Below are 22,284 nucleotides of genomic sequence, written 5' to 3'. Positions count from 1 at the left end.
CGAGGCCGAAGCGATGTCGCGATTCAACCTTTCCGCCTGGGCGGTCGCCCACCCGACATTGATGCTGTTCCTGATCCTCGTGATCGGCTTAACCGGCACTCTGTCGTATCAGAAGCTCGGCCGGGCCGAGGACCCGTCCTATACCATCAAGGTCGCGGTGGTGACGGCAAGTTGGCCGGGCGCCACTGCTGAGGAAATGCAGTTTCAGGTCGCGGATCGGATCGAGAAGAAGCTGCAGGAACTACCCTGGTTCGACAAGGTGACGACCTATTCGAAGCCGGGCTTCACCGCGGCCCAGGTCGAGTTTCGCGACACCACTCCGCCGGCCCAGGTGCCCTGGCTGTTCTATCTGCTCCGGAAAAAGCTGGCAGACGTGAAGCCGGATCTGCCGGAGGGGGTGGCGGGTCCCGAGGTCAACGATGAATACGGCGACGTCGATTCCGTCGTCTATATGTTGAGTTCGGACAGCGCCGACTACGCGACGATGAAGCGCATCGCCGAGCAGGTTCGACAGCGTCTGCTGAAAGTGCCGAACGTCTCCAAGGTGACGATCTACGGCACGCAGGACGAGCGCATCTTCGTCGACTTCGACCACGTCAAGCTCGCCAATCTCGGCATCTCGCCGCAGACGATTTTTGCCAGCCTGGCCCGGCAGAACGATCTCGCGCCGGTCGGGATGGTGCAGACCCGATCGACCCGCATTCCGTTGCGCGTCACCGGCGCCTTCGACGGGGTGAGCGCGGTGGAGGAAACGCCGGTGGCGGTCGCCGGCACGGTGATCCGGCTCGGCGACATCGCCACCGTATCCCGCGGTTACATTGATCCACCGCAATCGCTGGTGCGGCAACGCGGCGTGCCGGCCCTGGCGATGGGCATCGCCATGCAGCGCGGCGCCAACATCCTAAAACTCGGCGAGGACGTCGAGGCGGTGATGGCCGGCATCGAGCGGGCTATTCCGACCGGCCTCGGCTTCGAGCGCGTCGCCAATCAGCCCGCCATCGTCCGCGAGGCGGTCGGCGACTTCATGCGGTCGTTCGTGGAAGCGCTGGCGATCGTCCTGCTGATCAGTTTCGCGTCGCTGGGATGGCGCACCGGCATCGTGGTGGCGACGTCGGTCCCGCTGGTGCTCGGCATCGTGTTTGCGGCGATGCTGATGATCGGCATCGACCTGCATCGAATCTCGCTCGGCGCGCTGATCATCGCGCTCGGCCTGTTGGTGGACGACGCCATCATCTCGGTGGAGATGATGATGGTGAAGATCGAGCAGGGCTTCGATCGGGCGCGCGCGGCCTCCTTCGCCTGGCAGTCGTGCGCGGGGCCGATGCTGAGCGGCACGCTGGTGACGGCGGCCGGCTTCCTTCCGGTCGGCATGGCGGCCAGCGGCACCGGAGAATACGCCGGCAGCATCTTCTGGGTGGTCGGCATCGCGCTGGTGGCGTCGTGGCTCGTCGCCGTGGTGCTGACGCCCTATCTCGGCTTCAAGTTGCTGCCGGCGCGATCTCACCACGGCGATTCGGCGCTGGCGATCTACGACAAGCCGGTGTATCGCCGATTTCGAAGGTTGGTGGTTTGGTGCGTCCGCTATCGGCTCATGGTGATCGGCGTGACGATCGCGGCCTTCGCATTTTCGCTCGTGGGATTCGGCAAGATCCAGCGACAGTTCTTCCCGACCTCGGACCGGACGGAACTGTTCGTCGAGCTTCGTCTGCCAGGTGGCAGCGCGCTCGAAACCACCCTTGCGATCGCGCAACAGGCGGAAGCTCTGGTCGCCGCCGACGACGACGTCGTCACCTGGAGCACCTATGTCGGCAAGGGGCCGCCGCGCTTCCTGCTGAACGTCAATCCCGAACTGCCCAACGAGGCCTATGGCGAACTCGTCGTCGTCACCAAGGACAGCGCGGCACGCGAGCGGGTCAAGCGTCGGATCGAACTCGCCGTCCGCGACGGTGCGATCGTCGGCGCGCGGGTGCGGCTGAAGCGGCTCGCCCATGGCCCGCCGATCAAATTCCCGGTGCAATTTCGCATCATCGGCGAGGATCCGAACACGGTGCGCTCGATCGCCTACGAGGTCCGCGACGTCCTGCGCAACAATCCGGACGCCGTCGAGCCGCAGCTGGACTGGAACGAGCAGATGCCGTCGATCCGGCTCCTGATCGATCAGGACCGGGCGAGGGCGCTCGGCCTCGATCCGCAGGCGATCTCGCAGACGCTGCAGATGCTGGTGACCGGAACCACGGTGACCACGGTGCGCGATCGCACCGAGAAGGTCGCCGTGGTGGCGCGGGCGATCGCCGCCCAACGCAACGACCTCGGCGCCATCGACGATCTGACCGTGCTGTCGCGCAACGGCGTGCCGGTGCCGTTGTCGCAAGTCGCGCACGTCGAACAAGGCCACGAAGAAGCGATCCAGTGGCGGCGCGACCGCGACATGGCGATCACGGTCAGAAGCGACGTGCGCGACGGCGTTCAGGCGCCTTACGTGTCGTCGGTGGTGTGGACGGCGCTGGCCGATCTGAGGAGCCGGCTTCCCGAGGGCTATCGAATCGAGCTCGGCGGCGCGATCGAGGATTCCGGAAAGGCCAACGGCGCGCTGGTCGCGGTGATGCCGGCGATGCTGATCGTCATGCTCATGGTGCTGATGATCCAGCTGCAGAGCTTCTCCAGGCTTCTGATCGTTCTCCTGACGGCCCCGTTGGGACTGATCGGCGCGACCGCCGGTCTGCTGGTGTCCGGAAAGCCGTTCGGCTTCGTCGCTCTGCTCGGTCTGATCGCGCTGGCCGGCATGATCATCCGCAACGCGGTGATCCTGGTCGATCAGATCGAGCAGGACGTCGCCGCGGGCCGCGCACGCGGCGAGGCGATCATCGAGGCCACGGTCCGGCGCGCCCGCCCGGTGGTGTTGACCGCGCTCACCGCAGTGCTGGCGATGATTCCACTGAGCCGATCGAGTTTCTGGGGACCCATGGCGGTCGCGATCATGGGGGGACTGCTGGTGGCGACGGCATTGACGCTGCTGTTCCTGCCGGCGCTCTATGCGTTCTGGTACCGCCGCTCGCTCGAGCCGGCAGTCCTGCACCCGTTGCGCGACAGCGGCCGTGCCGACTTCGCCGGATCGGTGCGGGATTTATTGTCAGCGCTTCGGGCCAAAACAGTGAGAACGGTTTCGCCGAGATCTTCCCAACAGGACCGCTAGCCCGGCAAGCGAACGGTCCCAGGAGGCCCGAGCCGCCTGGTTCGCCGCGGTTTTGTTCTGAATGGTGGGATTTTGGCGCTCCCTAGCGGAATCGAACCGCTCTCTCCACCGTGAAAGGGTGGCGTCCTAACCGATAGACGAAGGGAGCAAACCTTGGTCCCGGCACCTCCGGAGGCGGTGCGGGGCCGCGTTTCGCACGGCTGTATAAAACGAGTCTTGCCGATCAATCAATGCCTTATCGACACCGACCGGCGCCGAAATCGCGCCGTTTGGCGGTTGATTTGGCAAGCGCGGGCGAACGTATAGTGGCGTTTTTCGACACGGGCAAGCGCTCTGCGCGAGGTTGCGCCACTTGTAACCAAAACCTTTCCGCGATGCTGCGGTTTTTCGCAGCCGGCGCCAACCATTCCGCAAGCCTCGACCGTTAAAGCTTGCTTCGATTTGGAGGCATGCTGATGGCATCGATCAACAAGAAGCGGGACAGCCGCAAAGCCGTGCAGCAGACCGGCTGGATCACCCTGGAGGGCGGCTTCGCCGCGCGGCCCTGCGTGGTGCTCGACCTCTCCGCCTCGGGGGCCAAGATCACTTTGCAATCGGCGCAGGCGCTGAACTCGAAATTGCGGCTGGCGTTTTCACGCGATGCGCGCAACGGCCGCGACTGCGAAGTGGTGTGGCGGCGCGGCAGCACGCTGGGCCTCAAATTCACCACGTAGCTGCGCGCGTCGCAAGCCGAGGCCCTGACGCAAAACAAGAGGCACCGCGATGCGAGGCCTCTTGCCTTTGCTAACTGTCGTTGTGCCCGCAGTGGCGCCGGCCTAGCGGCCCAGAAACAGCCACAGCAGAATGATCACCGGAATCGGTACGCCAATCAGCCAAAGCAAAAGTCCGCGTCCCATCGTCCACCTCCATACAAATCAGTATCGGTGGGAGAACGCCACGGCCGCCGCCGGGTTCCCGACGCGCCGGATTTCCGCGACGCCATCGCGCCCGCGGAAAGTGCGTAGTTGCCGGAATGTGCTCGTGGCGAACCCGGAGCAAGCAGCAGCGGATCGCCCGCGCTCACCAATGCCCGGTGTTCGGCATCGACGCCCACGGCTCCTGCGGCGGCAAGGCTTTGCCCTTTTGCAGCAGTTCGATCGAATGCAGATCGGGCGAACGCACGAACGCCATCTCGCCGTCGCGCGGCGGCCGGTTGATGGTGATGCCGAGTTTCATCAGCCGATCGCAGGTGGCGTAGATGTCGTCGACCTCATAAGCGAGGTGGCCGAAGAAGCGGTCTTCGCCGTATGTCTCTTCGTCCCAATTGTAGGTCAGCTCGACCAGCGGCGCGCCGCGGCCGGGACTCTGCGCGAGCAGTCCTTCGTCCTCGGCCGCGCACAAAAACACCAGGCTGAATCGCCCCTTGTCGTTGTCGATCCGCCGAACCTCCTTGAGGCCCAGCGCATCGCTGTAGAATTTCAGCGCGGCGTCGAGATTGCGGACGCGCAGCATGGTGTGCAGATAACGCATGCTTCTTCTCTCCATGGGAACATTTCGGGAATTCGGTTCGGCTTAGGCGCCTTGCGGCATCAAATATCAGCAAAATGCATCAAGGTGCAGGGGGATTGCGTGCGCTTTGCGTGCGGCTTTCCGCCCTTTGTGCTTCTTCCGTTCTGCTGGAGTTTTTTGGATTCTCCACCCAAGGAGAGCACCATGCAGATCGAATCAATGACCATTGAGCAACTCGCTGAATTGCGTGAACGGGTAGACCAAGCCCTCTCGTATAGGGTCACGTCCCGACAGCTGGAGCTCTCTGGTGAAGTCTGAGCGCCTTGCTGCAGGTGGGTCAACCGAACTGCAAATCGCTCCACAGGTCCGCGCAAAGCGTCCGGTCAAATATCGAGACGGCAACCTCGAATGGTCTGGCGTTGGTACCCCTCCAGCTTGGGCCAAGGCCAAGGGGGACACTCTCGAAAATTTCCGGATTTAGAATTTGAATATCAGCGCAAAGTGGATATGCTCCGGATATCAGCTTCTGCTGGTTTGTTTCGTTCAAGCCTTATGTTTCCGCCTATTTGGCAGCCGTGATTGGGTTCTCTGCATTCGTGATCATCGACTTCGATCTGACTATGGAGGTTCACATGAACGTTTTTGCTGATTTGCGACTGGAGCTTGCGGCACTGTGGAGAACCTAAGACGGTCAGCCTCATAGCAAGCGGAGACTCTTGAGAAACGAACCGGCGCGGAGTGCCGTAAGTTGGGCCTAAAGCCCTTTCTCCACACCAATTTTAAGGGGGCGTCCATTCGGGCGCCCTTTTTCATGGGTCGCTGGGTCACGGCCTCAAGCACAAAGCCTGTTCGAGCCCGTGTCTAATCGGAAAGCCCGGAATCGGACCCAGCCATCGGGTGGGTGGATTTTCTGATTAGCGCCTCGGCGGGGCGACCTGTGACTAGTGGGCTTATCCAGATTTTCCAACCTATCGCACGCTAAAATGGGCCTGTTCGCGAATCAGGAGCACCCATGCGAGAATTCTTCCGGAAGTGGTGGGACGGTGAATTCATTCCCCACAAGAACGAGCCGAACTCAGCCGTCTTCTTCGTAGGCGGAACGGACAAGCGCCATTGGACAGCGAACCGGGCCCGATGGGCTGTGTCGTTCTATTTGCGCGAGTGGAAGTGGGTGATCGGCTCGGTCGCCGCGGTCGTGGGGCGTTCGTCTTGAAAAGGTGAGGTATGGCGGAAAAGCCGTTCAAGGTGGCCAAGGGACAGCATCACGACGCGAGCGATTTCGTCCAGATGATGTCGCGTCGGTTCAAGGAAGAGTTGGAAGATCGTAGCGAAATGCACTTGCAGGTCGGGCGCACCATCGTCGCTCTGTCTGATATTGAACAATACCTGGAATCTTTCTTCGCGTTGTTCAGCTTGCCCATGGCCGAGGAGCAGTCTTCCCGGATGTTCTACAGCAAGCAGAACTTCAGCTCTAAATTGGGGCTGGTCGACTATGCCATGTTGAGGTCTGCTGAAAAAGAGCTGCACAAGCCTTGGATTGAGCTGAGTGAGCGGATCAAACAGCAGAAAGTGGTGCGCAATCTTGCGGCGCATGCCAGCATCCACTTCAAGTCGGAGAAGGGCGCTACGCGCTCGCGCGTTGTGATTAGTGCTTCTTCACAAGGCGGGAACAGCAAGAACGAGTTGGGCATCCCGGACGTTAGAAAGGCTGCCGACGAGTTAGAGGCGATCAAGCGTGATATGATCAAGTTCTTCAACCGAGCACTTCGGGTCATAACGAATGCCCGAAACATTGATGTAGAAAAAGTCGGGTAGGTGTCACGCTCTCTTCTGGCCATGGCTACACCAACACGCTCACATGCTCGGGCTTAACACGCTCCGTCTCAAAGACGCGTGTGATATTGTCGAGGGCCGAGATCGTCTCAATCGTTGCTCTATGATCTCACGGCAGAATGGTCGTATGGCTGGACAGAAGCTGGCCACCTCCATGGCACGTTAAAGCTCCTGCCACTGACCTTAGGGCCTTCTTTAATCCCGCGATGGGAAGAGACCTTGTCAACGGGATTTGTCGTTGAAAACGCGGCGCCGGGCAAGTCGGCGTGCGGTCTTGCGGCCCGAAGGCGGCGCGCAACGAAAAGAGCCCCGCCTTGGAGGGAACGGGGCTCTTTGGGTCGATGGGTGCTCTTCCGGTCAAAGAAGTCTTGTGCACTCGCCGTCACGATAGCGCTGCGGTGCCGCTCCGCAACTCACATATACGTGGGGTAAATGGCAGGGCTGCGCCGGGCTTTGGTAGGCCTTGCCGGGCGCGCGGCAACCTGCGAAGCCACGGCAAATTATCGGGTCTTGAGCCATGATCGCAACCGACCTTCGCGGCGCTGTCGAGCGGCTCGGTGACATGATCGCGGAAGCATCGGTCATCGTGCCTTTTACCGGCGCCGGCATCTCCACGGAATCCGGCATTCCGGATTTCCGGTCGCCCGGCGGGCTATGGAGCCGCAACCAGCCGATCCCGTTCGAGGCCTTCGTGGCCAGGCAGGACGCCCGCGACGAAGCCTGGCGGCGGCGCTTCGCGATGCAGTCGACGTTCGGCGCGGCGCGGCCCTCGCGCGGCCATCGCGCGCTGGCTTCGCTGTACCGCGCCGGCAAGATTCCCGCGGTGGTGACCCAGAACATCGACAACCTGCACCAGGCGTCCGGCTTCGCCGAGCACGACGTCGTCGAACTGCATGGCAACACCACCTATGCGCGCTGCATCGGCTGCGGCAAACGCCACGAACTCGAATGGGTCAAAGCCTGCTGGGAGCGCACCCATCATGCGCCGTGCTGCACCAGTTGCGACGAGCCGGTGAAGACCGCGACGATTTCGTTCGGCCAGGCGATGCCGGAACAGCAGATGCACCGCGCCGGCGACCTGGCGCAGAGCTGCGACCTGTTTCTGGCGATCGGCTCGTCGCTGGTGGTGTGGCCGGCCGCGGGATTTCCGGTGCTGGCGAAGAAATGCGGCGCCAAGCTGGTGATCATCAACAACGAGCCGACCGATCAGGACCACTTGGCCGATCTGGTGATCCGCTACGACATCGGGGAAATACTAGGTCCGTTCGTCGGAAACTGATGCGCAGGTGATTCGCCAATCAGCAAGATGTTCATAGTTCCCTAACGCGCTGTTTTTTGTCTTTGCCACCCTCGGCAGAATGTTATCTTCGAATCAGAAGATTCGCTTGGGCTGCATGTCGTCTGACATCGGAACCGGCGAACCGCCGTTATCGCACCGATGACGAGCCGAAGAAGATGATGTGGAGTCCGGGGTCATGGGGTCGGACGGTTTTGAGTCCAAGAGGCCGGGTGCAACGCTGGCAGGCGGGGTACCGACGGTGAAGCGCGCCGCGGGCGAATTTTCATCCGGCCTGGATCGCGATCACGCGGTCGATCCGATCGGCGCGCTGGGCGATTCCGCAAACCTCGTCGAGATCAGCGGCGTCATCAAATGGTTCGATGCATCAAAGGGCTACGGCTTCATCGTGCCGGACAATGGATCGCCCGACGTGCTGTTGCACGTCACCGTGCTGCGCCGCGACGGCTATCAGACCGCCTATGAGGGCGCCCGCATCATCTGCGAATGCGTGCAGCGGGCCAAAGGCTATCAGGCGTTCCGCGTGGTTTCGATGGACGAGTCGACCGCGATCCACCCGGCGCAGATGCTGCCGCCGCGCACCCATGTCAGCGTCACCCCGACCAGCGGGCTGGAACGCGCCCAGGTCAAGTGGTTCAACCGGCTGCGCGGTTTCGGCTTCCTGACCTGCGGCGAGGGCACGCCGGACATTTTCGTGCATATGGAAACCTTGCGCCGCTTCGGCATGACCGAATTGCGCCCCGGGCAATACGTGCTGGTGCGGTTCGGGCCGGGTTCCAAGGGCATGATGGCCGCCGAAATCCAGCCCGAAGGCGGCGCGCCCGGACTGTCCTCGCACTAACAGCCGCCGCATCCCCGCTCACCTGGCCGTGTGCGGGGTGTTCTATGCGCGCGGCAGCGGCGTGGGTCGGACAAATTGCGCTGCCTCGGAGGCCCGCCGATCTGCTAGCGTCGGCGCCGATATCGATGGCCAAGTCCTGAGCGGACAGACAAGCGGGCGTTGTGCATGAGTGAGCAGAGAATTCGATCGGCGTTGCGGGTCGGGGCAGGGCGCCTCGCGGCGCTGATGATGTTGGCGACGTGGCTGGTCGGCGCGGCCTCCGCCGCGGAGATGCAGACGCTGGAGATCGTCACCAAATCCGGCGTCCAGGTGTTCGCCGTCGAGGTGGCGACCACCGAGCAGGAGAAGACCACCGGGCTGATGTATCGCAAAGAGCTGGCGGACGGCCGCGGCATGCTGTTCGACTTCTCGCCGGAGCAGCCGGTGTCGATGTGGATGAAGAATACCTTCATCCCGCTGGATATGATCTTCATCCGCGCCGACGGCCGGATTTCGCGGATCGCCGAGAACACCGTGCCGCAATCGCTCAGCATCATCCCGTCGGGACCGCCGGCCAAGGGCGTGCTCGAGGTGATCGCCGGCACCGCCAAGAAATACGGCATCGCGCCCGGCGACCGGGTGGCGCATCCGTTGTTCAACGGCCGCTGAAAACGCCGCCTTGCCGGTTTGGCCGCAAGCGTGTAACGACAACGCTTCGCAGAGCTCGGGGTATAGCGCAGCCTGGTAGCGCGGCAGTTTTGGGTACTGCAGGTCCACGGTTCGAATCCGTGTGCCCCGACCATTCAAATCAAATGCTTAGCCGGGATCGCTGCGCCTTCGGCGCGGCTGATCCGGCGTTCCGATTGTCGCGGCGGCGGCGCGCAGAGGGGTGCGATGAAACTGGCTTGCTCGATGGGAGTTGCGCTGGCGCTGCTGTTGCCCGCGGCGGCCTTGGCGCAGCCCGCCGCGGCCCCGGCGGCACCGGCTCCGGCCGGCCCTGCCGAGATGATTTCGAACTTCCGCCTCGCCCATGGCGAGGGACGGGTGACGCTGGACCTCAAGCTCACGCAAATCGCCCATGACCAGGCCGCCGCGATGGCCGCCAAGGATGTGCTCAGCCACGAAGTGCTCGGCCCGTTCGTCAACCGCGTGGCGCCGGCCCGCGCCGGCCAGGCCGCGGAGAATGTCGCCTACGGCAATGACGGTTTCCCGAAGACGCTCGAGCAATGGATCCACTCGCCGGGGCATCTCAAGAATCTGCTGATGCCCGGGGCGTCGCGCGTCGGAGTCGCCAGCGCCCGCAGCGCAGCCACCCGGCGCACCTATTGGGCGATGGTGATCGCCGGGGGCTACGAAAAAACCCAGCCGCCGCGATCGGCGAAGAAACCGGCACCAAAAACCGCACCAAAAACCGCGGCGAAAACCGCGGCGACATCAGCGCCGAAAGCTGCATCGCAGCCGCCGCGCGAGAGCTGCCGGATGAAGCTGCTCGGCCTCTGCTTGTAAGCCGTCCCGCCGGTCAGCCGGGGTGCTCGGCGCGCCGGCCGTGCTACGCGCGCCGCCATCGCCGCCGCCTCGGTAAAGGTCGCATTGACAGCAGCAGATTTGTACTGCCAAGCCACCAGCGTCACGTCGCGCTTTGGGGGCTCGCAATGAAGATCAGTCTGCATCTGTCGGGGATGACCGCAACGGCGGTGGTGTTGGGATCGTCCTGGGCGATCGCGGCCGATCTGCCGGTCAAGGCGGTGGCGCCGCCGCCTGAGCTGTCGGCCTGGGAAACCCAGATCGGCGCGCGCTGGTGGTACTCGTCCGGCAAGGTGCAAAAGGATCTGTTCGGCACGAACAACACGCCGGGCGTGTCGCTGGCGGTGTCGCGGCTGATCTACGACAATCTCACCGGCCATTCCGGCGAGCTGTTCGGACGGGTCGATCACACCACAGGCCTGTTCTTCAAATTCAATGCCGGGCTCGGCTCGATGGGCAGCCACGGCAAGTTGAACGACGAAGACTTCGATCCATCGGCGATGGGTGGTTCGGGCTATTCCAACACCCTCAGCACGTTGCGCGACGGCAACCTGTCTTACGCCACTGCCGACGTCGGCTACAGCTTCGTCACTGCGCCGGGCGCCAAGCTCGGCGCCTTCGTCGGCTACAATCATTTCTTCACCCAGGAGAACGCCTACGACTGCGTGCAGCAGGCCGCCAATCAGTTCGTCAACGGCTGCGGCGTCAATACGCGCGCGATCACGGAATCCAACCATTGGCAGTCGCTGCGGGTCGGTCTGTCGGGCGAATTCGCGGTGTCCGAGCGGCTGAAGCTGAGCGTCGACGCGGCCTATCTGCCCTATGTCTCGTTCCGCGGCGTCGACGACCACGTGCTGCGCAGCCTGCGGATCGACGAGATCGGCGATAACGGCAATGGCGCGCAGATCGAGTCGGTGCTGTCTTACGCCGTCACCGACGGCTGGAGCCTCGGTCTCGGCGGCCGTTATTGGACGTTCAAGAGCAACGACACCAGCGCGCGCTTTCAGCAGCTGCCGAGGGCGCCCGACGCCTCCACCCAACGCACCACCTTCACCGCCGAGCGCTACGGCATGTTCCTGCAATCGTCCTACAAGTGGGGCGACACCACGCCGCCGTCGGCCGCCGTCGGGTTCGCCACCAAGGCGCCGCCGCTGGCGGTGAACTGGACCGGCGTCTATGTCGGCGGCCAGCTCGGCGCCGGCTTCGGTCCGAAACACTGGTCCGATTCAATCGGCTCGACCACGTCGCTGGTCAATCCGGGGTCGGATTTCCCGGCGGGCACGCCGCCCGGATTGAACGTCGGCGGTTTCGGCAAATCGACGCCGATGGCCGGCGGGCTTGGCGGGGCGCAACTCGGCTACAATTTCCAGACCGGCCGAACGGTGCTCGGCGTCGAGGCCGACGTGGCGTTTGCCGATCTCAAGGGCTCGCATACGATCTATTCCGGACTCGGCGGCGGCCAGGCCGAGGCGCACACCACGGCGCTGGGCAGCGTCACCGGGCGCGTCGGTTACGCGGTCGAGCGCAACCTGCTCTACGTCAAGGCCGGCGGCGCCTGGGCGGTCACCGACCACACCCTCGACACCAGCAGTATTTTCATTCCATCGCAGGGCGAGGGCTGCTGTCATGACAACGTGCGCAGCACGCGGCTCGGCTGGACCGTCGGTGCCGGCCTCGAATACGCCGTCGATCGTCATTGGTCGGCGAAGCTCGAATACGATTACATGGATTTCGGCAGCCAAAGCGTCAGCTTCCCGGTCAATGCCAGGCTCGGTCTGCCGAGTGTCGACATCGACCAGGCGTTCCACGTGGTCAAGATGGGCGTGAACTACAAGCTCGATTGGGGCGTCGTGGCCAGCAACTGACGAGAAGGCGCGCAACACACCAGTGCGCGCAACCGTGCCGTGCAGCGAGGCTCCTGCGTCCAACTCGCACGAGACTAACTGCCGGCCGTTCGACGACGTCGTGCGCGAATCCGGTTTGATTCAGCGCAATTGAGATCATTCGGCGGCTCGATATGTGTTGGCCTCTCGCTTGAGAGGAAAGCCGAGCGATCAAGCCTCTGCTGCCTGCGGATCGCAGGCGGGGGGCGCGCGCGACCGCGACCCGGTCATCGACGCCGACGCCACCGCCTTTCCCGACATTCGAAACACGGCAACCAGGCAGCCGCCTGCGTGCGCAGTCGCGCGGGTCGAGGAGACAGATATGGCGTCAGTGAAGTTTTACGGCAACGAGACCGTGCCGCTCGAAATGCACAAGGTACGGATCGTCCAGAAGCTCAGCCTGCCGCCGATCGAGCGCCGCCTGGAGAAGATCACCGAGGCCGGCAACAACACCTTCCTGTTGAAGAACGCCGAGGTGTTCCTCGACATGCTGACCGATAGCGGCGTCAACGCCATGAGCGACCAACAGCAGGCCGCGATGATGGTGGCCGACGATTCCTACGCCGGCAGCGCCACCTACACCCGGCTGGAGAACAAGCTGCGCGAGCTGTTCGGCATGCACTATTTCCTGCCGGCGCATCAGGGCCGCGCCTGCGAGCACATTCTGGCCAAGGCGTTCGTGTCGCCGGGCAAGGTGGTGCCGATGAACTATCACTTCACCACCACCAAGGCGCATATCACGCTGCAGGGCGGCGCGGTCGAAGAGCTGGTGACCGACGCCGGGCTCGAAGTGGTCAGCGTCAACCCGTTCAAGGGCAACATGGACATCGGCAAGCTGCGCGCGCTGATCAAGGCCCGCGGCGCCGACAACATCGCCTTCGTGCGGATGGAATCCGGCACCAATCTGATCGGCGGCCAGCCGTTCTCGCTCGCCAACCTCGCCGACGTCAGCAACGTCTGCAAGGAGAACGGCATCTTGCTGGTGCTGGACGCCAGCCTGCTCGCCGACAATTTGTATTTCAACAAGGTCCGCGAGGCGCATTGCAAGGCGCTCTCGATCCGCGAGATCACCCGGCGCACCGCGGACCTCTGCGACGTGATCTATTTCTCGGCACGCAAGCTCGGCTGCGCCCGCGGCGGCGGCATCTGCATCCGCGACCAGGGCATCTACCAGAAGATGCGGCCGTTGGTGCCGCTGTTCGAAGGCTTTCTCACCTATGGCGGGATGTCGGTCCGCGAGATGGAAGCGCTCACCGTCGGTCTCGAAGAGACCATGGACGAGGAGATGATCAACCAGGGGCCGCAATTCATCGCCTACATGGTCGACCAGTTGCAGGACCGCGGCGTGCCGGTGATTACGCCGGCCGGCGGGCTCGGCTGCCACATCAACGCCAAGGAGTTCGTCGCCCATATTCCGCAGGCGCAATATCCTGCCGGCGCCTTGGCCTCGGCGCTGTACATCGCCTCGGGCATCCGCGGCATGGAGCGCGGCACGCTGTCGGAACAGCGCGAGCCCGACGGCAGCGAAGTCTTCGCCAATATGGAGCTGGTGCGGCTGGCGATGCCGCGGCGGGTGTTCACGCTGTCGCAGGTGAAATACGCGGTCGACCGCATCAGCTGGCTGTACGACAACCGCAAGCTGATCGGCGGGCTGTCGTTCATCGAGGAGCCCGAGGTGCTGCGGTTCTTCTATGGCCTGCTGAAGCCGGTGTCGGACTGGCAGGACCGGCTGGTCGCCAAGTTCCGCGAGGATTTCGGCGACAGCCTTTGATTGATAGCGTGCCCCGGACGAAAGCGTAGCGCGCCGCACTCGCAGCGTGGCGCGTTGCATAGCCGGGCCGTCACGAAACGCGGGATCTTGAACGGTCCCGGGTGCGGATCCACAGCGAAGCGAGCATCTCATACCTGAGACACGACTCCGCAGTTGGCGGAGTTGGAGCAGGTCTTACGGCGAGGGAGGCACGGATGTTTCCGCCGGAGCGAGATTCTGCGCCGAAAATGCCAGTTATCGGTACTGCAGGACTGCAGCTTAAATCCGTGCTGCGTGACTAATTTTGCTTATTCTTCAGGCGCTTAATGTCGAGTACGGCGCCAATTATCGCTTTCCGTTCTGTGAATTGATTCTGCTTCCGCTGAAGCGTTTAATAGCTTCCATGCGGAGGTTGTCCCATGGAAATCAACAAAGAGGATTCCGCGACTGAGGTCGATATGGGTAAGGCCAACACCGAGTGGGCGATGGTGTTTGCCAATAGTATCGACGCTTGGTTGTTGCAAGGCGAGAAGATTCGGCTCTCTATCCTTGGGCGTGATCAGGCAGCTTTAGCGGCGCTGGAGGCTGCACGACGGATCGGCGAGGCGGACAGTCCGGTCGACATCGTCCGTGAATATCAGGATTGGCTCCGCGGCGCGGTGGCTCGTTTGCTGGAGGACGGCGCGGCCTATCGGACTCATTTGATCAAGACCGGAAGCGGGCTTGGCGAGTTGCCACAGGCTGCACGCGAAAACGAAGCCACTACCCCAGTTGGTGTTGTCGCTCTTCCGGAAGCCGCGGATGGCACCGCTGAAGATTGGCAGAACGTGAAAGCCGAGGCGATGAGGCTCCTTCAGGTCGAATTGTTGGACTCGCCTGCGTCACACTTGGCTTACATCCGGACGCGAACTGCACCGATAGTCGAGCATGGCCATGTGGAGCCGTGAGAAGGTCGGGAAGACGGCGCGGGAGATCGCGGATCACCTGATGATCGTCGAGAACGTCAAGGCGTTGCAGCAGGCTCAAAAAGATCTTGCGAATGCCGTTGCATCATTGGATGGACGCCTGAGCAAGATCGAGGCGGGCTTGGTTGCCGTGAAGGCAGAAACGAAATTCGAGGCGGTTAAAGAGACCCAGCAGATGCTCAATGCAGTCCAAGGGGCTTTCCACGAGAAGTTGACCGACCTCACGGTGCGGATTGCTAATGTCGAGCGCCAAGAACCATCCAAGACGCCACTGATCGCCTTGTCGTCAGCGGCAACTGGGGGCGACGGAGGGATGCCGCCAGTTTAAGTCGCAAAGTACATTTGTCTTTGACTGCGGGAGCAGTTCTGATGACAAAATCTGTCTCTGCCTTGGTCGCGTTGCTACTTGGCCGGCGCACCGCGCCGAGTTCGGCACCGCGGTGGATCATGGTCTGGCGGCGTTCGTCAGGCTCTTCGCTCAGGTGCGGTCGGCGGCCGCAGAATTGGCGGAGGCGGTTGCCTGTGCCGCCGGCTCTGACGCAGAAGCCGGCTCCGCCGCCTTTTCGGGTGCCGGCACGGCCGGCACGGCCGCCGGGGCCGGGCGCGGCAGCGGCTTGTCCTGCTTTTTCGACCAGCCGATGTAGTAGGCGACCAGACACAGGATCGCCAGCCCGGTGACACTGACGAAGATCTGCGCCAGCAGCGAGCCGGAGCTCATCATCAGTTCGAAGTGGGCGACGAACGACAGGAACACGCCGACGCAGAACACCGCCAGCGATTGCTGGCCGCATTTGATCAGCGGCTGGAAGATCGGCCATTCCAGCCCGGGCCATTCCTTCGGCACGAACCGCACCACCATGAACGCCAGCACCACAAAATGCAGCACCCGGTAGGGCGCCAGGAAGGTCTTGTCGTTGGGATTGAAGGCGTCATACAGCCAGGCCGGAAACATCGCGCCGAATTCCGGAAACCGCCCCGCCATGGTCATCACCAGCGCGAAGATCAGATACGCAATGCAGAAGTACAGCGTGATCGGCGAATTGATCAGCCGCCGCGACGCAGTGGCGCCGCCGAGCGCAAACCAGGCGCCGAAAACAAATAGCAGCTGCCAAGTGTACGGGTTGAAATACCAGCTGCCGACCGGATAGGCCACCAGGTTCCAGCCGAAATACCGCGCGGCGAAATACAGCGCGACCGACCCCAGCATGGTCAGATTGGGCCGCCGCAGCATCAGCCACAGCACCGGCGGGAAGAACCCCATCAGCACGATGTAGAGCGGCAGCACGTCGAGGTTGAGCGGCTTGAACTTCAGCAACAGGCCCTGGGTCAGGGTCTGGATCGGGTTGTCGACCAGGCCCGCGACGTTGAACTCATTGATAATGTCGGGGTCGTGGTAGCGTTGCGCGACGTAGCCGATCGCCGCGATGTAGATCACGAACAGAATGACGTGGGCGACGTAGAGCTGCCAGACCCGCTTCATCAGCCTGGTGGCGCCGACCAGGAAGCCGCGTTCCAGCATCATCTTGGCGTAGACGAACGAGGCGGTGTAGCCGGAGATGAACACGAACAGGTCGGCGGCGTCGCTGAACCCGTAATTCCGCGTGGTGATCCAGTTCACCACGTTGTTGGGAATGTGATCGAGGAAAATCGCCCAATTGGCCACGCCGCGAAACAGGTCGAGCCGCAGGTCGCGTCCTTTGGGGGGCAGGGTGGCGCGGATTTCCATGAAAGCCGTTCGTGCTGTAGCGGTCGTGCAGACCTTGCGGGGCCGACCCTGGCCGCGATTGTCACGACGAACCAGACCGAATATACCGAAACCGAAAAGCCAGACCGTCCGAAGACGGAATCAGAAAATCCAACTCGTAACGGATGACGGTACACCAGACCCGGGGTTTTCACCAAATAGGCGCAATGCCGCAGCCCAACAGGCCGTATCAACCCATGACCGCACGCATTTACAAGCCCGCCAAGAACGCGATGCAATCCGGGCTCGCCAAGACCAAGGAATGGCAGCTCGACTATGAGCCGGAACAGCCGCGCGTGATCGAGCCCTTGATGGGCTGGACCAGTTCCGGCGATACCCGCCAGCAGCTGACGCTGCATTTCCATAGCCGCGAAGACGCCATCGCCTATTGCGAGTGCGAGGGCATTCCCTACCAGGTGATCGAGCCGAAGCCGCCGGCGCGGCGCCGCGCCGCCTATTCGGACAATTTCGCCTTCCGCCGCGACATGCCCTGGACGCACTGAGCGGACGTTCGCCCGGCCTTCGGCAAAGTTCGCGCGCCGCGACACCGCGGCGCGCCATGCGATTGAGGTTGCATTGCGCCGCCGTGCGGTGACACGATGATCAGCCGCCCCGGCAGAGGGCGGCGTAACAACACGTTCTGTGGAAACGCATGCCGCTTCGATCGTCCGTCGATCCCGCTTCCTCGGATTTTGGCCGCAACGTCGAGGCGATGCGCGCAGCGGTCGCCGAGCTGCGCGACAAGCTGAACCAGATCGCCGGCGGCGGCGGCGAGGCCTCGCGAGCGAAGCATACGTCGCGCGGCAAAATGCTGGCGCGGCAGCGCGTCGACCTGTTGTGTGACCCCGGCACCGCGTTCCTGGAATTGTCGCCGCTGGCGGCGCACGGCCTGTATGGCGGCGACGTGCATTCCGCCTCGATCGTCACCGGGGTCGGCCGGGTGGCGGGGCGCGAATGCATGATCGTCGCCAACGACGCCACCATCAAGGGCGGCACCTATTACCCGATGACGGTGAAGAAGCATCTGCGCGCCCAGGACATCGCCCGCCAAAATAATCTGCCTTGCATCTACATGGTGGATTCCGGCGGCGCCTTCCTGCCGCAGCAGGACGAGATCTTTCCCGACGAGCGGCATTTCGGCCGGATCTTCTACAACCAGGCGCAGATGTCGGCTTTGGGGATTCCGCAGATCGCCATCGTGATGGGCTCCTGCACCGCCGGCGGCGCCTACGTGCCGGCGATGTCGGACGAGAGCATCATCGTGCGCCATCAGGGCACGATCTTTCTCGGCGGCCCCCCCTTGGTGAAGGCCGCCACCGGCGAGGTGGTCACCGCGGAAGAACTCGGCGGCGCCGACGTGCATTCCAGGCAATCCGGCGTCACCGATCACTACGCGCAGAACGACGCGCACGCGATCGGCATCGCCCGCAAAATCGTCGGCACGCTGAAGCCGCCGCAGCGTGCCGCGCTGAATTTGCGCGAGCCGCGCGAGCCGCTGTATCCGGCCGAGCAGCTTTACGGGATCGTCCCCGCCGACGCGCGAAAACCGTTCGACGTCCGCGACATCATTGCGCGCGTGGTCGACGGCTCGGAGTTCGACGAGTTCAAGAAGCTGTACGGCCAGACCTTGATCTGCGGCTTCGCGCATATCTGGGGCTTTCCGGTCGGCATCATCGCCAACAACGGCATCCTGTTCAGCGAGTCTTCGCTGAAGGGCGCGCATTTCATCGAGCTGTGCTGCCAGCGCGGCATTCCCTTGGTGTTTCTGCAGAACATCACCGGCTTCATGGTCGGCAAGAAATATGAAGCCGGCGGCATCGCCCGCGACGGCGCCAAGCTGGTCACGGCGGTCGCCACCGCCAACGTGCCGAAGTTCACCATCGTGATCGGCGGCTCCTACGGTGCCGGCAATTACGGCATGTGCGGCCGGGCCTATTCGCCGCGGTTTCTCTGGATGTGGCCGAATGCGCGGATCTCGGTGATGGGCGGCGATCAGGCGGCGATGGTGCTGAGCCAACTTCGCCGCGATAATATCGAGGCCAAGGGCGGCACGTGGTCAGCCGAGGACGAAGAGGCGTTTCGCGCGCCGACCAAGGCGCAGTTCGAGACCCAAGGCAGTCCGTATTACGCCACGGCGCGGCTGTGGGACGACGGCGTGATCGATCCCGCGGACACGCGGCTGGTGTTGGGCCTAGGTTTGTCGGCGTCGGCCAATGCGCCGATTCCGCCCACCACCTTCGGCCTGTTCAGGATGTGACGATGGCAAGGTCCGCGCTGTACCGTCGGTTTCGCACGCTGCTGATCGCCAACCGCGGCGAGATCGCCTGCCGGGTGATCCGAACCGCGCGCGCCATGGGGCTGCGCACCGTGGCGGTGTATTCCGAAGCCGACCGCGGTGCATTGCATGTGGCTGAGGCCGACGAGGCGGTGCTGATCGGCGAGGCGCGGGCGCGCGACAGCTATCTCGACATCGCGCGCGTCATCGCTGTCGCCAAGCAGAGCGGCGCCGAAGCGATCCATCCCGGCTACGGCTTTCTGTCGGAGAGCGCGGAGTTCGCGCAGGCCTGCGCCGATGCTGGAATCGTGTTCGTAGGCCCGACCGCCGCGATGATCACCGCGATGGGCTCCAAGTCCGGTTCGAAGCAGCTGATGGAACAAGCCGGTGTACCGCTGGTGCCGGGTTTTCACGGCGAAGCCCAGGACGAGGCCACGCTGGCGGACGCAGCTAACAGCATCGGCTATCCGGTGCTGGTGAAAGCCTCGGCGGGCGGCGGCGGCCGCGGCATGCGGGTAGTGCACACCGCAAATGAACTCAGCGCCGCGATCGTCAGCGCCAAGCGCGAGGCGAAAGCCGCGTTCGGCGACGACCGCATGCTGATCGAGAGATACGTTACAAACCCCCGGCACATCGAGGTGCAGGTGGTCGGCGACAGCCACGGCAACCTGGTGTCGCTGTTCGAGCGCGAATGCACTTTGCAGCGGCGGCACCAGAAGGTGATCGAGGAGGCGCCGTCGCCGACCTTGTCGCCGGCGCAGCGCGAGACGGTCTGCGCCGCGGCGCGCAAGGCCGCCGCCGCGGTGAACTACGTCGGCGCCGGCACCATCGAATTCGTCTCCGACGGCCGCGACGTCTTCTTCATCGAGATGAACACGCGACTGCAGGTCGAGCATCCGGTCACCGAGTTGATCACCGGCATCGACCTGGTCGAATGGCAACTCCGTGTCGCGTTCGGCGAGAAGTTGCCGCTCGCGCAGGACGAGATCAAGCTGAACGGCCACGCCATCGAGGCGCGGGTCTATGCGGAGAATCCGCAGAAGAACTTCATGCCCTCGGTCGGCACCATCAAGACCTGGCGCACGCCGCCGCAGACCCACGGCTTGCGGATCGACGCCGGCTATCGGCAGGGCGATAGCGTGTCGCCCTATTACGACGCGATGCTGGCCAAGGTGATCGCCTTCGCGCCGAGCCGCGACGCCGCGCTCGACCGGCTCGCGCGCGGGCTCGACGACACCGACATCCGCGGCGTGGTCACCAATACGGCCTTCCTCGCCGCGCTGCTGACGCATCCCGACGTGCGCGCCAACGCGATCGATACCGGCTTCATCGCGCGCGAGTTGGCGGCGCTGACGCCGGCGGCGGCGGAGCCCGGCGATCTCGAACTGTGTGCGGCGGTGGCGGCGATCCTGGTTGAGGAAGACAAGGCCGTGCATCGCGAGCCGGCCTCGCCATGGCGGACCGCGGGCTGGATGCCGGTCGGTCGCCGCGCCCGGGTGTTCGCGTTCCGCCACGGCGCCGCCGAGCACCGGGTGACGCTGCGCTACGGCAGCGGGCCGGCGGAGCTTGCGATCGGCGATCGGACTTTTGACTTCAGCACCGCCGCGCGTGACGACGGCGGCTTCGACCTGACGCTGGACGGCGCGCGCAGCCATGTCGTTGCAGTGATCGAGGGCCACGAGCTCTATCTGCGCAGCCGCAACGGCCGCTTCGACCTGCATTGGGTCGATCCGTTCGGCGGCGACGACGAGGAGCATGTCGGCGAGGACCGCATCGTGGCGCCGCTGCCGGGCACCGTGGTGGCGCTGTTGGCCGAGCAGGGCGCGACCCTAGAGAAGGGCGCGGCGATCCTCACGCTGGAAGTGATGAAGATGGAGCAGACGCTGCGCGCGCCGTTTGCCGGCGTGCTGACCCATCTGAAATGCAAGGTCGGCGACATCGTCCAGGAAGGCGTCGAACTCGCCGAGATCGAGCCTTCAGCCGCGTGAGGTGCGCATGAGTGACTCCGTTCGCATCGTCGAGGTCGGTCCGCGCGATGGGCTGCAGAACGAAAAGACGCCGATCGGCGTCGAAGCCCGCATCGGCTTCATCGAGGCGCTGCTGGGCGCCGGGCTCACCACCATCGAGGTCGGCGCCTTCGTCTCGCCTAAGGCGATCCCGCAGATGCAGGGCTCCGCCGAAGTGCTGCGCGGCGTGCAGCATCTCGCCGGGGAATTCCACGTGCTGGTGCCGAACGAAAAGGGCTATGACGCCGCGCGTGCCGCCGGAGCCAAAGTGATCGCGGTGTTCGCCTCGGCCTCGGAAGGATTCTCTCGCGCCAATATCAATTGCTCGGTGGAAGAGTCGATTGCGCGTTTCAAGCCGGTGATCGCGCGCGCGACAGCAGACGGCATCAAGGTGCGCGGTTATGTGTCTTGCGTGCTCGGCTGCCCCTATGACGGCGCGGTCGATCCGCAAGCCGTGGTCGATGTCGCGACCACGCTATGGGACCTCGGCTGCTATGAGGTCTCGCTCGGCGACACCATCGGCGTCGGCACCCCGAAGAAAGTCCGCGAATTGCTGCGCGCCTGCGCCGAGGCGGTGCCGATGCGAAGTCTGGCGATGCATTTCCACGACACCTACGGCCAGGCACTGGCGAATCTCTATGCCGGGCTGGAGGAGGGCGCGCGGGTGATCGACGCCGCCGCCGGCGGGCTCGGCGGCTGCCCCTATGCGCCGGGCGCCACCGGCAACGTCGCCACCGAGGACGTGGTCTATCTGCTCGAAGGTTTGGGAATCAGAACCGGCGTCGATCTCGACCGGCTGGTGACGGCGAGCAACGCGGTCGGTGCCCTCATCGGGCGCGCGCCGCCGAGCCGGGTGGCGGCGGCGATCGGCGCGAAGCAGCGGCGAACATCGTAGGTAAGCGTCTCCCACAGCCCGCCCACTGAATTCTACTTGCTCTCGGTGCGCTCGATGCTCCGGGTTAAGCTCTCTATTGCTTTGCGGAGGTCATCCGCGGTGCCCTTCAGCTCTGCCGCCATGGCAGGGCTAACCTGGTAGCCGGCTGACGGCGCACGATCGCTTGCGGCCGATGCGGTTGTCCTGGCAGCGGCTTGGTCATTGCGGTTGCCGCCGGATTTGATCTCCGGCGTAGGGTCGACGATCCTGGCGTAGACGAGCAGCGCGACACAAGCCGCCGTCATCACGGCGAGAATGACGAGAACGACGGAGAAAGTCATTCGATCAGACCTCCCAACAGCATCCTGCCACCCAAATGTAGTCCCAGCCCGATGACGAAGCAAACCGCTGCCAGCAAGATCACCTGATCCAGGTTCAGGATGGTCGGCAGCCCGGTTGCGAAGCTGACGATTGGGCCGAGCCCGCCGACCGAAAACACTGCTGCCCCAATCGTGTTCACGAAAGTGGCGGTGAGCTTGCGGCGCTCGTTATGGGAAGTCTTGTTCATGCAAGTTCCCCGGTCCGGTGGAACTCACTATGCCGTAGCAACTGGCGAACTGTCGAGCGTCCCC

At 63.7% G+C, this 22,284-nt stretch carries 20 protein-coding genes and 2 tRNA genes; 17 read left to right on the top strand and 5 right to left on the bottom strand.

The annotated features are described in order from the left end of the window. Positions 1-13 precede the first annotated feature (13 nt). Entirely contained in the window at positions 14-3,193 is a 3,180-nt protein-coding gene (locus tag RPC_RS14015; protein ID WP_011473240.1) for an efflux RND transporter permease subunit, read from the top strand. Between the two features lie 73 nt (positions 3,194-3,266). Here RPC_RS14015 and RPC_RS14010 read toward each other — a convergent pair. Further along, positions 3,267-3,341: transfer RNA gene (locus tag RPC_RS14010), tRNA-Glu, on the bottom strand. Between the two features lie 307 nt (positions 3,342-3,648). On the opposite strand from RPC_RS14010, the gene RPC_RS14005 reads away from it, so the two are divergent. Continuing rightward, on the top strand, positions 3,649-3,906 hold the full coding sequence (locus tag RPC_RS14005; protein ID WP_011473239.1) for a PilZ domain-containing protein: 258 nt from the start codon (positions 3,649-3,651) through the stop codon (positions 3,904-3,906). Between the two features lie 346 nt (positions 3,907-4,252). Here RPC_RS14005 and RPC_RS14000 read toward each other — a convergent pair whose 3' ends face one another. Beyond that, positions 4,253-4,702, bottom strand: coding sequence for a VOC family protein (locus RPC_RS14000; protein WP_011473238.1), 450 nt, complete (start codon positions 4,700-4,702; stop codon positions 4,253-4,255). Between the two features lie 991 nt (positions 4,703-5,693). On the opposite strand from RPC_RS14000, the gene RPC_RS13995 reads away from it, so the two are divergent. The 11 genes from RPC_RS13995 to RPC_RS13945 all read left to right on the top strand — a co-directional run bounded on the left by RPC_RS13995 (position 5,694) and on the right by RPC_RS13945 (position 15,081). Then, the gene (locus RPC_RS13995; protein ID WP_041801821.1) at positions 5,694-5,894 is read left to right on the top strand and encodes a hypothetical protein; all 201 of its coding nucleotides are present in this window, start codon (positions 5,694-5,696) and stop codon (positions 5,892-5,894) included. 11 nt (positions 5,895-5,905) lie between these two features. Next, positions 5,906-6,496, top strand: a complete 591-nt coding sequence (locus RPC_RS13990) for a hypothetical protein (protein WP_011473237.1) — start codon at positions 5,906-5,908, stop codon at positions 6,494-6,496. A gap of 535 nt (positions 6,497-7,031) precedes the next feature. Continuing rightward, complete coding sequence (locus tag RPC_RS13985; protein WP_011473236.1) at positions 7,032-7,793, top strand: SIR2 family NAD-dependent protein deacylase; 762 nt, start codon at positions 7,032-7,034, stop codon at positions 7,791-7,793. A 196-nt stretch (positions 7,794-7,989) separates the two neighbouring features. Beyond that, the gene (locus RPC_RS13980; protein ID WP_011473235.1) at positions 7,990-8,652 is read left to right on the top strand and encodes a cold-shock protein; all 663 of its coding nucleotides are present in this window, start codon (positions 7,990-7,992) and stop codon (positions 8,650-8,652) included. A gap of 165 nt (positions 8,653-8,817) precedes the next feature. Beyond that, positions 8,818-9,300: a DUF192 domain-containing protein gene (locus RPC_RS13975; protein WP_011473234.1), complete on the top strand. Its 483-nt coding sequence runs from the start codon at positions 8,818-8,820 to the stop codon at positions 9,298-9,300. A 56-nt stretch (positions 9,301-9,356) separates the two neighbouring features. Next, positions 9,357-9,433 (top strand) — tRNA-Pro (locus RPC_RS13970). Positions 9,434-9,525: 92 nt separating this feature from the next. After that, positions 9,526-10,137: a CAP domain-containing protein gene (locus tag RPC_RS13965; protein ID WP_011473233.1), complete on the top strand. Its 612-nt coding sequence runs from the start codon at positions 9,526-9,528 to the stop codon at positions 10,135-10,137. A 146-nt stretch (positions 10,138-10,283) separates the two neighbouring features. Further along, the gene (locus RPC_RS13960; protein WP_011473232.1) at positions 10,284-12,020 is read left to right on the top strand and encodes an outer membrane beta-barrel protein; all 1,737 of its coding nucleotides are present in this window, start codon (positions 10,284-10,286) and stop codon (positions 12,018-12,020) included. Positions 12,021-12,360: 340 nt separating this feature from the next. Continuing rightward, complete coding sequence (locus RPC_RS13955; protein ID WP_011473231.1) at positions 12,361-13,809, top strand: tryptophanase; 1,449 nt, start codon at positions 12,361-12,363, stop codon at positions 13,807-13,809. A 398-nt stretch (positions 13,810-14,207) separates the two neighbouring features. Continuing rightward, positions 14,208-14,735 carry a hypothetical protein gene (locus tag RPC_RS25080; RefSeq protein WP_011473230.1) on the top strand — a complete coding sequence of 176 codons (528 nt, stop codon included), beginning with the start codon at positions 14,208-14,210 and terminating at the stop codon, positions 14,733-14,735. Beyond that, on the top strand, positions 14,716-15,081 hold the full coding sequence (locus RPC_RS13945; protein WP_011473229.1) for a hypothetical protein: 366 nt from the start codon (positions 14,716-14,718) through the stop codon (positions 15,079-15,081). Before RPC_RS25080 ends, RPC_RS13945 begins: the two co-directional genes overlap by 20 nt. A gap of 150 nt (positions 15,082-15,231) precedes the next feature. Here RPC_RS13945 and RPC_RS13940 read toward each other — a convergent pair whose 3' ends face one another. Next, on the bottom strand, positions 15,232-16,479 hold the full coding sequence (locus RPC_RS13940) for an OpgC domain-containing protein (protein ID WP_011473228.1): 1,248 nt from the start codon (positions 16,477-16,479) through the stop codon (positions 15,232-15,234). Positions 16,480-16,694: 215 nt separating this feature from the next. Here RPC_RS13940 and RPC_RS13935 point away from each other — a divergent pair, with 215 nt between their 5' ends. The 4 genes from RPC_RS13935 (at position 16,695) to RPC_RS13920 (ending at position 21,673) form a co-directional block, all read left to right on the top strand. Further along, positions 16,695-17,000 (top strand): ETC complex I subunit, encoded by a 306-nt coding sequence (locus tag RPC_RS13935; protein WP_041801819.1) that lies wholly within the window; start codon positions 16,695-16,697, stop codon positions 16,998-17,000. Between the two features lie 149 nt (positions 17,001-17,149). Beyond that, the gene (locus RPC_RS13930) at positions 17,150-18,754 is read left to right on the top strand and encodes a carboxyl transferase domain-containing protein (protein ID WP_011473226.1); all 1,605 of its coding nucleotides are present in this window, start codon (positions 17,150-17,152) and stop codon (positions 18,752-18,754) included. A gap of 2 nt (positions 18,755-18,756) precedes the next feature. Next, positions 18,757-20,760, top strand: a complete 2,004-nt coding sequence (locus tag RPC_RS13925) for an acetyl/propionyl/methylcrotonyl-CoA carboxylase subunit alpha (RefSeq protein ID WP_011473225.1) — start codon at positions 18,757-18,759, stop codon at positions 20,758-20,760. Between the two features lie 7 nt (positions 20,761-20,767). Next, positions 20,768-21,673, top strand: coding sequence for a hydroxymethylglutaryl-CoA lyase (locus RPC_RS13920; RefSeq protein WP_011473224.1), 906 nt, complete (start codon positions 20,768-20,770; stop codon positions 21,671-21,673). A 32-nt stretch (positions 21,674-21,705) separates the two neighbouring features. On the opposite strand, the gene RPC_RS13915 is transcribed toward RPC_RS13920, so the two are convergent. Together RPC_RS13915 and RPC_RS13910 are read right to left on the bottom strand one after the other, a co-directional pair. Continuing rightward, positions 21,706-21,993 (bottom strand): hypothetical protein, encoded by a 288-nt coding sequence (locus RPC_RS13915; protein WP_011473223.1) that lies wholly within the window; start codon positions 21,991-21,993, stop codon positions 21,706-21,708. After that, positions 21,990-22,220 carry a hypothetical protein gene (locus RPC_RS13910; RefSeq protein WP_041801817.1) on the bottom strand — a complete coding sequence of 77 codons (231 nt, stop codon included), beginning with the start codon at positions 22,218-22,220 and terminating at the stop codon, positions 21,990-21,992. Before RPC_RS13910 ends, RPC_RS13915 begins: the two co-directional genes overlap by 4 nt. Positions 22,221-22,284 lie beyond the last annotated feature (64 nt).

This window comes from Rhodopseudomonas palustris BisB18, assembly GCF_000013745.1.
Taxonomy (GTDB): Bacteria; Pseudomonadota; Alphaproteobacteria; order Rhizobiales; family Xanthobacteraceae; genus Rhodopseudomonas_A; species Rhodopseudomonas_A palustris_F.
This window is presented reverse-complemented; position numbering and strand designations above follow the sequence as displayed.